This is a genomic window from Glutamicibacter sp. NPDC087661, from assembly GCF_044743275.1.
Classification (GTDB): Bacteria; Actinomycetota; Actinomycetes; order Actinomycetales; family Micrococcaceae; genus Glutamicibacter.
The window spans coordinates 1,060,588-1,074,293 of record NZ_JBIUWE010000001.1; the positions used below are offsets into that span (position 1 = coordinate 1,060,588).

At 62.5% G+C, this 13,706-nt stretch carries 12 protein-coding genes and 1 tRNA gene; 6 read left to right on the top strand and 7 right to left on the bottom strand.

From position 1 onward, the window contains the following. Positions 1-3 precede the first annotated feature (3 nt). From ACIOTN_RS05055 to ACIOTN_RS05070, 4 genes are all read right to left on the bottom strand, one after another. Complete coding sequence (locus ACIOTN_RS05055) at positions 4-1,320, bottom strand: M20/M25/M40 family metallo-hydrolase (protein WP_181148864.1); 1,317 nt, start codon at positions 1,318-1,320, stop codon at positions 4-6. 84 nt (positions 1,321-1,404) lie between these two features. Beyond that, positions 1,405-2,472, bottom strand: a complete 1,068-nt coding sequence (locus ACIOTN_RS05060) for a TAXI family TRAP transporter solute-binding subunit (RefSeq protein ID WP_402734842.1) — start codon at positions 2,470-2,472, stop codon at positions 1,405-1,407. Beyond that, positions 2,369-3,805: an ATP-binding protein gene (locus ACIOTN_RS05065; RefSeq protein ID WP_402734843.1), complete on the bottom strand. Its 1,437-nt coding sequence runs from the start codon at positions 3,803-3,805 to the stop codon at positions 2,369-2,371. Before ACIOTN_RS05065 ends, ACIOTN_RS05060 begins: the two co-directional genes overlap by 104 nt. Further along, on the bottom strand, positions 3,802-4,470 hold the full coding sequence (locus ACIOTN_RS05070) for a response regulator transcription factor (protein WP_402734984.1): 669 nt from the start codon (positions 4,468-4,470) through the stop codon (positions 3,802-3,804). Before ACIOTN_RS05070 ends, ACIOTN_RS05065 begins: the two co-directional genes overlap by 4 nt. Before the next feature lie 243 nt (positions 4,471-4,713). Here ACIOTN_RS05070 and ACIOTN_RS05075 point away from each other — a divergent pair, with 243 nt between their 5' ends. The 5 genes from ACIOTN_RS05075 (at position 4,714) to ACIOTN_RS05095 (ending at position 9,404) form a co-directional block, all read left to right on the top strand. Next, positions 4,714-5,994 carry an Nramp family divalent metal transporter gene (locus ACIOTN_RS05075; RefSeq protein WP_105661266.1) on the top strand — a complete coding sequence of 427 codons (1,281 nt, stop codon included), beginning with the start codon at positions 4,714-4,716 and terminating at the stop codon, positions 5,992-5,994. A gap of 82 nt (positions 5,995-6,076) precedes the next feature. Next, entirely contained in the window at positions 6,077-6,721 is a 645-nt protein-coding gene (locus ACIOTN_RS05080; protein WP_402734844.1) for an NADPH-dependent F420 reductase, read from the top strand. Between the two features lie 228 nt (positions 6,722-6,949). Beyond that, positions 6,950-7,033: transfer RNA gene (locus ACIOTN_RS05085), tRNA-Leu, on the top strand. A gap of 132 nt (positions 7,034-7,165) precedes the next feature. Beyond that, positions 7,166-8,143: an alpha/beta fold hydrolase gene (locus ACIOTN_RS05090; protein ID WP_402734845.1), complete on the top strand. Its 978-nt coding sequence runs from the start codon at positions 7,166-7,168 to the stop codon at positions 8,141-8,143. 67 nt (positions 8,144-8,210) lie between these two features. After that, complete coding sequence (locus tag ACIOTN_RS05095) at positions 8,211-9,404, top strand: glycosyltransferase (protein WP_402734846.1); 1,194 nt, start codon at positions 8,211-8,213, stop codon at positions 9,402-9,404. A 62-nt stretch (positions 9,405-9,466) separates the two neighbouring features. Here ACIOTN_RS05095 and ACIOTN_RS05100 read toward each other — a convergent pair whose 3' ends face one another. The 3 genes from ACIOTN_RS05100 to ACIOTN_RS05110 are packed head-to-tail and all read right to left on the bottom strand — an operon-like array spanning position 9,467 to position 12,954. Next, a complete protein-coding gene (locus ACIOTN_RS05100; protein WP_402734847.1) occupies positions 9,467-10,321 on the bottom strand; it encodes a MaoC family dehydratase in 855 nt (284 codons plus the stop codon). Next, positions 10,322-11,659: a 3-oxoacyl-ACP reductase gene (locus ACIOTN_RS05105; protein ID WP_402734848.1), complete on the bottom strand. Its 1,338-nt coding sequence runs from the start codon at positions 11,657-11,659 to the stop codon at positions 10,322-10,324. Further along, positions 11,659-12,954, bottom strand: coding sequence for an acetyl-CoA C-acetyltransferase (locus ACIOTN_RS05110; RefSeq protein WP_133833389.1), 1,296 nt, complete (start codon positions 12,952-12,954; stop codon positions 11,659-11,661). The genes ACIOTN_RS05105 and ACIOTN_RS05110 overlap by 1 nt, the downstream gene beginning before the upstream one ends. A gap of 75 nt (positions 12,955-13,029) precedes the next feature. Between ACIOTN_RS05110 and ACIOTN_RS05115 the strand changes: the two genes are divergently transcribed. Next, the gene (locus ACIOTN_RS05115) at positions 13,030-13,689 is read left to right on the top strand and encodes a TetR/AcrR family transcriptional regulator (protein WP_105661260.1); all 660 of its coding nucleotides are present in this window, start codon (positions 13,030-13,032) and stop codon (positions 13,687-13,689) included. Positions 13,690-13,706 lie beyond the last annotated feature (17 nt).

Below are 13,706 nucleotides of genomic sequence, written 5' to 3' on the forward strand. Positions count from 1 at the left end.
GTTCTAGTATTCCTGCAAGAGGTTTTGCAGCACCCGCACGCCGAACTTGATGGAGTCCACCGGCACGCGTTCGTCGACGCCATGGAACATTCCGGTGAAATCCAGCTCGGCAGGAAGTTGCAGCGGCGCGAATCCGTAGCCGGTGATCCCCAGTTTGGCCAGCCATTTGTTATCGGTTCCGCCAGAAAGCATATAGGGCAGAACCACGGCATCCGGGTCTTCAGCCAGCAACGACGCGATCATGGAATCCACCAGCGCACCGGCGAAGGGCACCTCCAGGGATTCCTGCTCATGCACCATGGACAGCTCAACGTGTTCCCCGGCCAGTTCACGCAGGGTCTCCAAGGTGGCTTCGTGCTGCTCGGGCAGGGTGCGGCAGTCGATCAGCGCTTGGGCCTGCCCGGGAATGACGTTGTGCTTGTAGCCTGCCTCCAGGGCGGAGGGATTCGCGGTGTTCTGCAAGGTAGCCCCGACGAAGCGCGAGACATTGCCCATGGCCGAGAGCAGCGGGGCCGGATCGGCTTCATCGAAGTCCAGTCCGGACAGCTCGGCCACCTGCTCAAGCAATGCGCGAGTGGTTTTGGTGTAGGACAGCGGCCATTGATGCTCACCGATGCGATGGACGGCTCCTGCCAGATGGGTGACCGCATTATCGGTGTTGAGCTGCGAGCCGTGGCCGGCCATGCCCTTGGATTCCAGCTTCAGCCAGGCGATGCCCTTTTCCGCAGTCTGCAGCATGTAGGCCCGGCGGCCGTTGATTTCGACCGAGAACCCGCCGACTTCGCTAATGGCCTCGGCCGCCCCGGCGAAGAGTTCGGGATGGTTCTGCACCATCCAGCCGGAACCATAGTCCCCGCCAGCTTCCTCATCGGCGAAGAAGGCGATGACCAGATCGCGCCGCGGGGTGATGTTCTCGCGTTGCAGGTGGCGGATGGCGGCGATAATCATCGCGTCCATGTTCTTCATGTCCACCGCTCCGCGTCCCCAGATCATCCCATCGATGATCTGGGCCCCGAAAGGATCCACGCTCCAGTCTTCGGCGATGGCCGGCACGACATCCAGGTGGCCGTGCACGACCAGGGCCGGCAATGACGGATCGGCCCCCGGGATGCGGGTGACCACGTTGGCCCGCCCGGGAGCGGATTCATAGATCGTGGCTTCCAGGCCGACGTCCTCGAGCAGCCCAGCGACATAGCGGGCGGCGTCAAGCTCCCCCGCGCCCTTGTTGCCTCCATAGTTCGTCGTGTCGATCTGAATCAGTTTCCTGCAGATCTCTACGGCTTCATTTTCCATGAGTGGAATGTCGCCAGCAGTGGACATCGCCAATGATCCTCTCGTAGCAGTGCTTTGCAATACACACTAGTGGGCAAAGCCCTCACCGTCGTGTGCGCACGTGCGCAATTTCTAGCCGTGAAGTTCCTGGTAGGCCTTCCTCGCGCCCGGGTGCAGGGGCTGGCCTCCGGTGCTGACCAAGGTTTCGGGGGTCAAGAACTGGATGCCGGCGCTGGATTCTGGCACCAGCCGATCAGCGTGGGCGACCAGGAGCTTGACGACGGCTCCGGCCAGCTCCTCGGGCATGTCCGCGCGCGCCATCAACAGGTTGCCAACCCCGATCGTCTCCACGGCCTTGATTCCGCGGTAGGTTCCCTCCGGGACGACTACCCCGTCGTAGAGATCCGGGTACCGCTCGCGCAGCTGCGGCAGCACCGCTGAAACATCGAGCAGGCCCAAGTCCATGGTTGAAGCGAGCCGGCTCAGCGAAGCAACAGGCAGGCCGCCGAAAAGGAATAGCGCGTCAATGCTTCCCTTGCCCAGCGCCTCCAGCCCTGCCGCGTACCCGTACTGCAGCTCCTTGGGCGCGATCCCGCGATTCTTCAGCTTCGCTGCCCGCAATATGCGCTGGCCGGTCACCCACGTACCTGACCCTGGCGCACCGGTGCCGATGGTGCGTCCTGCCAGATCCTGCAGCGAGCTAATCCCGGCTGCTGTGCGGATGATGCAATGGAAATAGTTCTGGTAGACGCGGCCCAGGGCCAGCGGCTGCGCTTGTGGAGCGCTGTCCTTCCGGTACTGGTCCACCGTATCGGCCAGGGCAAGAGCCAGCCCGGCCTTGTTTTCTGCGAGCATCGCCAGATTCTGGGCGCTGGCCTGGGTATTGAGGGCAGTGGAATGCTCGGCGACGCCGTGGTCCACCAAGGCGTTGGAGAGCAAGGAGGCAAATTGGAAGTACATGCCCCCGTCTTCACCGGAGGCGATATCCAATCGATGCGCAGTGGGCAACGAGCTGCAGGAATTCAGTGCTGGCAGTCCGGCGGCGAATGGGGCTGCCAGGAGATATCGAAGCAAGTTCCGCCGGGACGGCATGGGCTCAGGATTCATCGGGCACCTCGGGCTTGCTGCCATGCAGGGGCAGGCTGATCGTTGCTTTGAGCCCTTCGCCCGGAGCCGATTCAAGCGTGAGCTCACCGGCATTCGCGCGCGCCAAGCGATCCACGATAGCCAGTCCCAAACCTGTTCCCGGACTGTGCCGCACACGTTCTGCACGCCAGAACCGCTCGCCTGCATTCGCGAGTTCAGCAGCGTTCATGCCGGCTCCGTGATCCTGTATTTGGATGCTGGCAGTTCCCGGGTTGAGCCGCAGGCCCAGGACGATCTTGCTGCCAGGGGCGTACTTGAAGGCGTTTTCCAGTAGTTCCGCGAGCATCTGCTGCAAATCGAATCCGTTGCACCACACCATGGCGGTCTGCCCCGAGGTGTCGCTGCCATCGAGCACCAGCTGGTTTCCCCGTTGCCGAGCAACCTCGGATTGGCGTTCGACTTCCTCGGCGAGCATCTGCCCGACGTCGACTTGTTGGCCGTGCACGGCTGTCTCGGGCAAGGACTCCCCCGCATTTTGCTCGGCTAGCCGATGCTCGGCGCTGGCCAAGCGCATGACGCCGTCCAGCAGGGTTTCCACCCGATGCAGTTCGTTTTCCACCGCGTGCACTCCGACGGGATCCGCTTGGTCGCCCATGCGCATCTTCAAAAGATCCACGCGCAACCGCAAGGCGGCAACGGGGTTCCGAAGCTGATGGGATGTTTCAGCAATGAGCTCCTGCTGCTGCTTCAGGCTCTCGGCCATAGTTCGGGCCATGCTGCCCAGCGACCGCGATAGCCGGCGCAGTTCCGGTGGGCCTTGCTCTTCGAGGAGAACTGGTGCCTGATGCCGCGCAATGTCATTGACGGCATCATTGAGCCGGTGCACCGGACGGAGCACCCAGAAGGTCAGGCGGTCGGCCAAGAGCAGGAGTCCAGCGCCAATGGAAATGACAACAAGCCACAGCAGGCTGGACTTTTCCAGCACCTTGGCGCGTGCAGTTTCCAAGTTCACTTGCATCGTGACAGAGCCGAGCACTTGAGCAGAATTGCCGAACGGCTGCGAGAGCAAGGCGGTGGCATCCGAGAGAGGATCGATCGGCGGGATCTGGACCAGTCCCAGATTCAGCTCTGAATTGCGCACGGTGCCAGCGACCTCGGGATCCGCAGGATCGATACTGCCCGAGACCAGTTGCCGCTGGCCCAGATTGATCAGCAGCCCTTCGCCATAGAGGTCGCTATAGGTGTCCATCTCCAGCTGGAGCAGCGACATGTCATTTGCCAGATCGGCATGGGCGGCAAGCTGGACAAAGCGGTTCAATGCCGACAACCGGTTCAACTGGACTTCAGCGGTGGCATCACGGCTGACGCTCTGCAACAGCATCGCGCTGACGATGGCGACGATTGCAAGCAGCAGCGTGCCCAGGATCCCCAGTACGCGCAGCCTCACGGGCTTGGCGTCTCTAGCCGGTAGCCGACTCCGCGAACGTTCACGATCATCCCGGGCGCAGCAAGCTTGGAGCGCAAACCGGTGAGGTGCACATCCAAGGAGCGCGACACCGCCACGAACGCGTCGCCCCACAAGCGATCAAGAATCTGCTCCCGGGTTACCACCGCTCCGTCATGCTGGGCCAGCAATGCCAGCAGCTCGAATTCCTTGGCGGTCAGCTGGAGGTGCCGTCCATTCAGAATTGCTTCGTGCTTCCCGGTGTCCACACGCAGTCCGCCGGCGATGAGCACACCGCCATTGTCATTGGATTGGACCTTGGCGCGGCGGGCCACCGCATCGATGCGGGCCAGAAGGACCGCCAGCCCGATGGGCTTGACCAGGAAATCGTCGGCGCCCTGGCGCAGTCCCCGGACAACGCTCCGCTCGTCATTGCGCGCCGAGAGGATGACCACGGGGACTTCACTGATTTGGCGCAGTTTGCGCAGGACTTCCAGTCCATCCATATCCGGCAGGCCCAGATCCAGCAGGATCATCTGTGCATTGTGGTGCTTCAACAGCGCGTCAGCACCGCGGCTGACATGCTCGGCCTGATGGCCTGCGGCGCTCACGGCATCGATCAGGGCGCGGGCGACGGCGTGGTCGTCTTCGACGATCAACAGCTGCACGGCATCATCCTCGACGTTCAGATCCGGGCTCGGCGCCCATGGGTAACTGATCAATTCTAGCAATTCGGAACACGCAGTGTTCTCCACGTCACTGCATTCCTAAGAAAGTGTTAGTACTTGACTGAGAGTTTGCCAGTAAGAAAGATCACTACCAAGATTGAATACGATCTCACACCCCCGTGGTCCGCGTCACTGCCGATGCGACTCTGCGGCGGCATCGCACTGTGTCAAAAGGAAAATCAAATGAGCGAGAACATCCAGGCGCAACGCGCCGACCTAGACGGTGGCGGCCCGCCGCGCTGGAAAGTCATTGGCCCGGGATTGGTCGTTGCGGCGACCGGCGTTGGCGCAGCTGACATGGTTGCCACACTAGTAGCAGGCAGCCAGTACGGCTATGCGCTGCTCTGGGCAGTGATTGTCGGCGTGATCCTGAAGATTGTTCTGGTTGAAGGCGCCGGCCGCTACACCCTGGCAACTGGCAAAACCATTTTCGAGGGCTGGAAGACCCTGGGCAAGTGGACCACCTGGTACTTCGGTCCCTACATCATCATCTGGGGCTTCGTTTACGGCGCTACAGCGATGAGTTCCGCTGCATTGCCGCTGGCCGCCTTGATGCCGGCAGTGGATCTGAAGATCTGGGCAGTGCTCATGGGCCTGCTGGGCTTCGTGATGGTCTGGTTCGGAAAGTACAGCTTCTTCGAGAAGATCACCGCTGTACTGGTGGGCATCATGTTCGTGACCGTGGTGGGCTTGGCTTTCATCGCTGTGCCAAATATTCCGGAAATGCTCAAGGGCCTGATCCCGATGATCCCGGAAGGCGGCGTGGTCTACACCTTGGCGTTGGCTGGCGGCGTCGGCGGTACCATCACCTTGGCCGCTTACGGCTACTGGCTGCGCGAGAAAGGCTGGTACACCCCTAAGTGGATGCGGGTCATGCGCATCGACAACTCCATGGCTTACGTCATGACCGGCATCTTCGTGTTGGCCATGCTGATCGTTGGCGCGGAAGTTGTTCGCGCCGCCGGCGTGACCATCTCCGGTGGCGACAAGGGCCTGCTGGAACTGGGCGACGTGCTGAAAGCCGAATACGGCGATGTCGTAGGCAACGGCTTCCTCATTGGCTTCTGGGCCGCGTCCTTCTCGTCGATCATCGGCGTATGGAATGGCGTTTCGCTGATGTTCGCCGACTTCTGGGGCCATATGCGCAAGAAGCCGGCAAACCACCCGGATACGCTGACCGGTGGCAAGTACTTCAAGTTCTATGTGCTGTGGCTGACCTTCCCGCCAATGGTGCTCTTCTTGCTGGACAAGCCAATTGCCCTGATCCTGGCCTATGGCGTCCTCGGTGCGCTGTTCATGCCATTCCTGGCGGTCACCCTCCTGGGCCTGCTCAATGGCAAGCGCATCCCCAAGGAATGGGCCAACCGCTGGCACACCAACACCGCGTTGGCGATTACCGCAGTACTGTTCATCATCTTGGGTGTACAGCAGCTGTACAAGTCCCTGGCTCCGCTCTGGAGCTGATGGCCTTTCGCTAGGTCCAGAAGCCATGGTCGCATGCAATGAATTGCATGCCACCATGGCTTTCGCGTTTAGGCTGGAGGTTATGAGCATCAAGCGGATTGGAATCCTCGGAGCGGGACGAGCCGGTACAGCCCTCGCCCGCGCAGCAGCATCGGCCAGAATCGACGTACGCATCGCAGGTTCCAGGCCTCCACGGATGATGAAGTACCACCTGGCACAGTACGCATCGCATGCCACCGCCGTACTGGCCGAAGACATTGCCGAGGATGCCGATTTGGTGGTGCTCATGGTGCCCCAAGAGGAACTCGACGACATTGATGTCCCATCCCTGGCTGGCATCTTGCTGGTGGATGCGACCAATCGCTGGGAAGACGAGCCGCTTCCCGACTGGCTGGAAACATCACTTGACGCTGGCTTGTCCAGCTCCGAAGGCATTGCAACCCATTTCAAGAGCTCTCGCGTGGTCAAAGCCCTCAATCACATCAGCCATTGGGACATGGACGCGGATCGGGCAACCAAGCAATCCGCGCAACGCGCCTTGGGCGTCGCCTCGGATAACAAGCAGGATGCCCAGACGGTTTCGGAACTTACCGTCGCCCTGGGTTTCTCTCCGGTCCTCCTGCCCAACTTGGCCGCGGGCCGCGGCTTGGAACCTGGTGGCGCGATCTTCAACGAAGTACTCGATGCGGCAACGCTGTCCGCCAGACTCGGCCCATCTGCGCAGTGAAGCCGCTAAACCCGGGTTTCACTAGGCAGATCGCATCATATTCCTGTGACGCTCGACACTGATTTTCTGAATTTTTACCTTAAACCTCTACTCAATCCCGGTTTTCCCGCGGAATTCCGGGGTTTTCACCCTCCAGTTGCGGGGAGTTTCCCGATTGGAAATCCCCTGCTGGGGGTGGTAAAGTTTTACTTCGTTGCCAGCGATAACAACGCGAACAACAGACAACCTGCGCGGGTGGCGGAATAGGTAGACGCGCTAGCTTGAGGTGCTAGTCCTCGCAAGAGGGTAGGGGTTCAAGTCCCCTTTCGCGCACAGGTAGAATCCCCGGTTGACTTCGGTCAACCGGGGATTTCTTTATTTAATCCGAACGGATCCCCGCCCTCGATTGAGGATGCGGCGCATGCCTCCGCCGCGCTTGCACGTGCGCTGTCGTAAAGTGCTTATATGACTGATTCTTCCCCGGGCAACATCCCCGCCCAGCAGGGGCTCATGCCAACTGATGATGGCCACCAGCTGTACTGGGAAGCGTTCGGCAGTCCCGAGGGAATCCCGGCACTGCACCTGCACGGTGGACCAGGAGGAACACTCGGCGCGAGCCGCTACCGGAACCGCTGGGATCTGTCCCGTACTCGCCTCATTGGTTTTGAACAGCGCGGTTGCGGACGTTCTCTCCCCTCGGCAGCCGCTGCGGATACGGACATGGGAGAATTCACTACCCAGCGGCTGATAGCCGATATCGAAACGCTGCGTGTCGGGCTGGGTATCGAGAAATGGATTATCAATGGCGTGTCCTGGGGCTCGACCTTGGCTCTCGCCTACGCACAGGCCCATCCCGAACGCGTCGTCGGCATGGTGCTTTTCGCCGTCACGACAACGAGCCGTGAAGAAGTCCAATGGATCACCGAAACTGTTGGAGCGCTCTTCCCGGAAGCATGGGACCTCTTCTCGCGATTCGCCAGCAGCCACATTCCGGCCTACGCGGCGGGTGAACTGCGACTGGTCGAGGCCTACGCGCAACTGCTCGGCTCCACCGATCTGGAACTTCGCGATGCGGCGTCCCGCGAATGGGCGCTATGGGAGGATACCCACATTTCCCTCGGATCGGAGCAGGTAATCCGCGATCCGCGCTGGCATGACCGCCGCTTCCGGCATTCGATGGCACGGCTGACCACTCATTTCTGGGCCCATGATGGTTTCTGCCAACCGCCGATCATCGAGAATATGGCTGGGATCCGGCACCTGCCGGCCGTTTTGATCCACGGACGAGCCGATGTTTCAGGACCTTCAATGACCGCATGGAAACTACACCAGCTCTGGCCAGCTTCCTCACTGGTTATCTGCGAGAACGATGGCCACGGCGGAGCAGAAATGGTCGATCACTGGACGTCGGCAAACGCGAACATGCTCGACCTGGCTTCTTGATAGCATCAGAGGCGGAGTTTTGAACGAAAAATTCCGTCACTAGCAAAGCACTACTGGAGTACTGAACATGCGCATAGCCATGCTTTCCCTGCATACCTCACCGATGCAGCAGCCGGGCTCCGGCGATGCAGGTGGCATGAACGTATACATCCAGAACCTTTCCTATGCGCTGGGCGCCCTGGGCCACGAAGTCCACATGCTCACGCGCACCGCCAACGAATCCGAGTCGCTCCAGGTCAGCGAGGGCGTGTGGATGCATCAGGTGCAGATCGCTGCCCACCGGAACCTTGCCAAGGAACAGCTCCCGGCGATCATCGACGAGGCCGCGGAGGAAATCGCAACGCACTCGCACGGCATGAAGTTCGATGTCGTCCACGGGCACTATTGGCTCTCCGGAATGGTGGGGCTGCAACTGGCGCAGCGCTGGTCCGCTCCCTTGCTGGTCTCGATGCACACCTCGGCCGCGGCCAAGGAACACGAATCAGGTCTCCCCGAGCCTGGGAAGCGAAAGGAAGCAGAGAAGCAGCTGCTCGCCGACTGCGCGCGCATCATCGCGAACACGCCCGTCGAGGCGAAACAGCTGCAGCGCTTCTACGCCGTGGACTCGAACAAGCTCGACATCGTCCTGCCCGGCGTCAACCACCGCATCTTCCACCCGGATCAGGACAAGCTGCGCCGGCCTCTGGGAGACGATGACCTGCACCTGGTCTACGCCGGGCGCATGCAACCGCTGAAGGGAGCCCATCTTCTGCTCGAAGCCATGGGCATCGCGCGTCGCGAGGATCCAGCCCTGCGCATTACCGCATCGCTGTTCGGTGCGCTGTCCGGGGCAACGGACTACGACCTGCCAGCGCAAGTCCAACACCACGGCCTGGAGGACGTCGTCCGGTTCTTCGATCCGCTCTCCCCCGAGAAGCTGGCGCTCGTCTTCGCCAATGCCGATGTCGTCGCGGTGCCCTCGCTCTCCGAGACTTTCGGATTGGTGGCCGCCGAAGCGCAGGCCTGCGGCACGCCGGTGTTGGCCAATGCGGTGGGAGGGTTGGCCTACGCCGTCAATGACGGCGAATCCGGTTGGCTCATGACCGAGCCTGATGCCCAGCTTTGGGCCGCCAAGCTGCTTGAACTGGCCCGGGATCCTGAACAGATTACCACTGCCGGACATGGGGCGCTGGAACATTCGGCCCTCTTCACCTGGGAACGCGCGGCCGTGGCCACCCTGGCCAGCTACCGTGTCGCCCAGTCCGAGCGCCAAGTACGTTGAACGCAATAGTGCCTTGGCCTTCAAGGCAATTCCATTGAAGGCCAAGGCACTAGCGGTGGAGCCTAGCTGCGCACCAGATCCAGCTCGAAGTGGGGCTTGGACTTGCGTGCATTCCACGCGTGGACCTTGTACCCATCGGCTTGCGGCTGGAAGGCCAGGTCAACCGATGCCGGAAGCACTACCGGGGACTTGAACTCGATGCTCCAGCGGTACGTTCCGTTAGCTGGTTCGATCCCCGCCAATGCCCGGGCTGCCAGGTAGATGCCATGGGCAATAGCCGCTGGCATGCCCAACGCCTTGGCGCTGAGCGCGGACAGGTGAATCGGGTTGTAGTCGCCGGCTACTGCGGCCCAACGACGTCCCGTTCCCTGATCCAGTTTCCAGCTCGCGGTACGCTGCGGTGCAGCAAAGGCCGGATGCGCGCTCTTCTCCGGTGCACGGCCCTCGAGCCGCACGCCTTTGGCCAAGAACGTGCTGCGCAGCAGCACCCGGTCCTGCCCGTCCACGACGAGGCGCATCACCAAGTCGGAGGTGGCCCCATGGGGATGGGCCGAAAGGTTCTCGCTGTGCACCTCGATATCGAATGCTTCGTGCTCCCCCAGCGGCTGGTCCACGTCGACCTGGTTGGACAGGTGGATCATGCCCAGCAGCGGCATGGGGAAATCATCTTGCACCATCAAGAACATAGCCAGCGGGAAAGCCAGCGAGTGCAGGTAGAGGCTGGGCAGCACGCCGTTCATCGGCGCGCCTACGGCCTGGCGGAACTCGGCGAGTTTCACCGGATCGGCCTTGGCGCCCTGGAAGACCAGGACGGTTTCGGGCAGCACCGGGTTCTTCGGCTTCCGCTTCAGGGTCTTCACGGCCTTGGCATAGACCGAGGCCATCGAGGGAATCGAGGTGACGATCTGCGCACCCATCTAGGCACCTACCAGCGATTGGCCACAGACCCGCAGCACCTGGCCGTTCAACCCGGCTGCGGCATCGGACCCGAGGAAGCTAATCGCCTCGGCAACGTCTACCGGCAGACCGCCTTGCATCAGCGAAGGGAGAACCATGCGGGCAACGGTGCGGGTACCCAGCGGGATCTTCGCGGTCATCTCGGTCTCGATGAACCCGGGAGCCACAGCGGCGATGGAGCCGCCATTTTCTGCAAACAGCTTGGCGCTGGCGTGCACCATGCCGATCACCCCGCCCTTGGAGGCTGCATAGTTGGTCTGGCCGCGGTTGCCGGCAATGCCGGAGGTGGAAGCCAGCGAAACGATGCGCAAACCGGGCAGCTTGGCTGCCAGGAAGGCTTCATTCATGCGCAGCTGCGAAGCGATGTTCACGGCAATCACCGAGTCCCAGCGGCCGGCATCCATATTGGCCAGCAGCTTGTCCCGGGTGATGCCGGCATTGTAGATCACCAGATCCAGCGAGCCATGGCGGCCGATCGCATGGTCCATGATCTGCTGGGCGGCATCCTGGGCGGTGACATCCAGCTGCAAGGCGGTGGCGCCGATGGAGTTGGCGACCTTGGCTAGCGATTCGCCGGCAGCAGGCATATCCACCACAACCACCTGCGCGCCGTCGCGGGACAGCGTCTTGGCGATGGCCGCGCCGATGCCGCGAGCGGCACCGGTCACCACCGCGACCTTGCCGGCCAGCGGCTTGGCGAAGTCGGCAGGCAGCACGCCATCATTGGTGCGCACGGAAAGGAACTGGCCGTCCACGTAGGCGCTGCGCCCGGAGAAGAAGAAGCGCAGCGCGGCCAGCGCACTAGGGCTGGCAACGCTGGTGCCTTCGGCAAGCACGATGCCGTTGGCGGTGGCTCCACCGCGCATTTCGCGGCCCATCGAGCGCACGATGCCGTCGATGCCCTGGCACACGGCGGAAAGCTCCGGCGCATCGTCATCGCTGGCGGGACGGGAGAAGGCCACCACGCGGCCACCTGGCAGCAGCTTGCGCAACGCCTGGCCGGCCGCCAGCATCAGCGGCGACAGCTCGGTGGGGTGCTCGAGTTCATCGAGCAGCAGCACCAGGCCGCCGAGCTTGGCATCGCCGGCGTCGTGCCGGCGCACATCCAGCCCCCAGGCGACCAGGGTGTCGCTCAGGTCCTGGGCCTTGGACGAGGCACCGAGCACCAGCACCGGGCCGGGCAGCAGTGGCGCATCGGGGCTGTAGCGGCGCAAGCGCGGAGGACGCGGCAAGCCCAGCAGGGTGGCCAGCTTCTTGGTGATCCCGGAATTAACCAGTTCCATGTACTTGTCCGCCATTAGCTGCGAGCCTCCAGAATTGCGACGACGCCCTGGCCACCTGCGGCGCAGACCGAAATCAGCGCGCGACCCGAGCCCTTTTCATGCAGCATTTTCGCGGTACTGGCGATGATGCGCCCGCCGGTGGCGGCGAAGGGGTGCCCTGCGGCCAGCGAGGAGCCGTTCACGTTCAGCTTCGACCGGTCGATGGCGCCCAGCGGGGCATCCAGCCCCAGCTTCTCGCGGCAGAATTCCTCGTCCTCCCACGCCTTGAGCGTCGAGAGCACGGTGCCTGCGAAGGCCTCGTGGATCTCGTAGAAATCGAAGTCCTGCAAGGTGAGGTTGTTGCGCTCCAGCATCCGGGCGGTGGCGTAGGCCGGAGCCATCAGCAGGCCCTCGGCACCGTGCACGAAGTCCACTGCTGCCGCTTCGAAGTCCACGAAATTGGCCAGCATCGGCAGGTCGTTGGCTTGCGCGTACTCTTCGCTGCCCAGCAGCACGGCCGAGGCGCCGTCGGTCAGCGGGGTGGAGTTTCCGGCGGTCATGGTCGCCGCATCGCCCAGGTTCCTGCCGAAGGCGGGCTTGAGCTTGCCCAGCTTTTCCATGGTGGAATCGGCGCGCAGGTTGTTGTCCTTGGACAGGCCGTTGAACGGGGTGACCAGGTCATTGAAGAAGCCGCGGTCGTAGGCGGCCGCCAAGTTCTGGTGGCTGGCCAGGGCCAGTTCATCCTGGGCCTCGCGGGTGATGCCCCACTTCTTGGTGGTGATTGCCTGGTGGTCGCCCATGGACAGGCCGGTGCGCGGTTCGCCGGTGCCGGGGGCTGCGGGGGCCAGATGGCCTGGGCGCAGCTTGACCAGCGCGGCGAGCTTGGCCTTGGTGCTGCGGGCGCGGGAAAGCTCCATCAGGATGCCGCGCAGCGCATCCGAGACGGCGATCGGCGCGTCGGAGGTGGTGTCCACGCCGCCGCCGATGGCGGAATCGAGCTGGCCCAGCTTGATCTTGTTGGCCAGCGAGCCGATGGCTTCCATGCCGGTGGCGCAAGCCATCTGCACGTCATAGGCCGGGGTGGCGTGATCCAGCGAGGAGCCGAGCACCGATTCGCGGATCAGGTTGAAGTTCTTGGAATGCTTGAGCACCGCGCCGCCGGCGACGGCGCCGATGCGCTGTCCCTGCAGGCCGAAGCGGGCGACCAGGCCCTCGAGTGCTGCAGTGAACATGTCCTGGTTGGACGCATTGACGTAGGCGGTATTGGAACGGGCGAAGGGAATGCGGTTGCCACCGATGATCACGGCATTGCGCACAGAGGGCTGGCTCATGTTCGTTGAACTCCTACAAATATTCTGGTGTGACAAGTATTACTGCAACCAAGAGTACATGATACTGTGAGTTACGTGAACAAGATCACTGGGGAAATCGACCGCGAGACCGACGGCCGGGCAGCTCGCTGGCAAGCGCATCGCACCGCGCGCCACGAAGAACTGCTCAAGCTGGCGCGCAAGGCCGTGCACAAGCTCGGCCCGCAGGTCTCCATGGAAGACATCGCCAATCACGCGAAAACTTCCAAACCGGTGTACTACCGGTACTTCGGCGACAAGGAGGGCCTGCGCCAGGCACTGAGCGCCATGGTCATCAACGACTTCCGCGAACGCGTCATCGCCGCAGGCCTGGCCAAGGAAGACGAAATCAGCGCCCTGCACGCCATGGTTTCCTCCTACCTGGAGCTGGCAGCCAACAGCCCGAACCTGTACTTCTTCGTGACATCGGCCCCGCGCTGCGCCGACGATGAATCCGCTGGCGCCCTGAGCACCTTCTTCGAAGAGGCATCCAGCTTGATGAGCGAACGCCTGCTCAAGCTCTATGACCAGCGCGCCACTTCCGCGACCCTGGAGTTGTGGCCGCGCGCGGCGCTGGGCATGGTCCGCGCGGCCGGCGAACAGTGGCTGCGCCAACCGGATTCCGCCAACAAGCCGGCATTGCCGTCGCTGGCCGCGGAACTGACCAATTGGCTGGCCTATGGCATCGCCTCCACCCGGACCCCGAAAACCAACTGAAGCACCCAGGTGCACTC

Excerpts from the sequence above, each read along its gene's own strand:
- ACIOTN_RS05080 (WP_402734844.1), top strand. The coding sequence starts at position 6,077 with ATGAGCATCAAGCGGATTGGAATCCTCGGAGCGGGACGAGCCGGTACA.
- ACIOTN_RS05095 (WP_402734846.1), top strand. The coding sequence starts at position 8,211 with ATGCGCATAGCCATGCTTTCCCTGCATACCTCACCGATGCAGCAGCCG.
- ACIOTN_RS05100 (WP_402734847.1), bottom strand. The coding sequence starts at position 10,321 with ATGGGTGCGCAGATCGTCACCTCGATTCCCTCGATGGCCTCGGTCTAT.
- ACIOTN_RS05060 (WP_402734842.1), bottom strand. The coding sequence starts at position 2,472 with ATGCCGGTGAGCTCACGCTTGAATCGGCTCCGGGCGAAGGGCTCAAAG.
- ACIOTN_RS05105 (WP_402734848.1), bottom strand. The coding sequence starts at position 11,659 with ATGGCGGACAAGTACATGGAACTGGTTAATTCCGGGATCACCAAGAAG.
- ACIOTN_RS05090 (WP_402734845.1), top strand. The coding sequence starts at position 7,166 with ATGACTGATTCTTCCCCGGGCAACATCCCCGCCCAGCAGGGGCTCATG.
- ACIOTN_RS05110 (WP_133833389.1), bottom strand. The coding sequence starts at position 12,954 with ATGAGCCAGCCCTCTGTGCGCAATGCCGTGATCATCGGTGGCAACCGC.
- ACIOTN_RS05055 (WP_181148864.1), bottom strand. The coding sequence starts at position 1,320 with ATGTCCACTGCTGGCGACATTCCACTCATGGAAAATGAAGCCGTAGAG.
- ACIOTN_RS05075 (WP_105661266.1), top strand. The coding sequence starts at position 4,714 with ATGAGCGAGAACATCCAGGCGCAACGCGCCGACCTAGACGGTGGCGGC.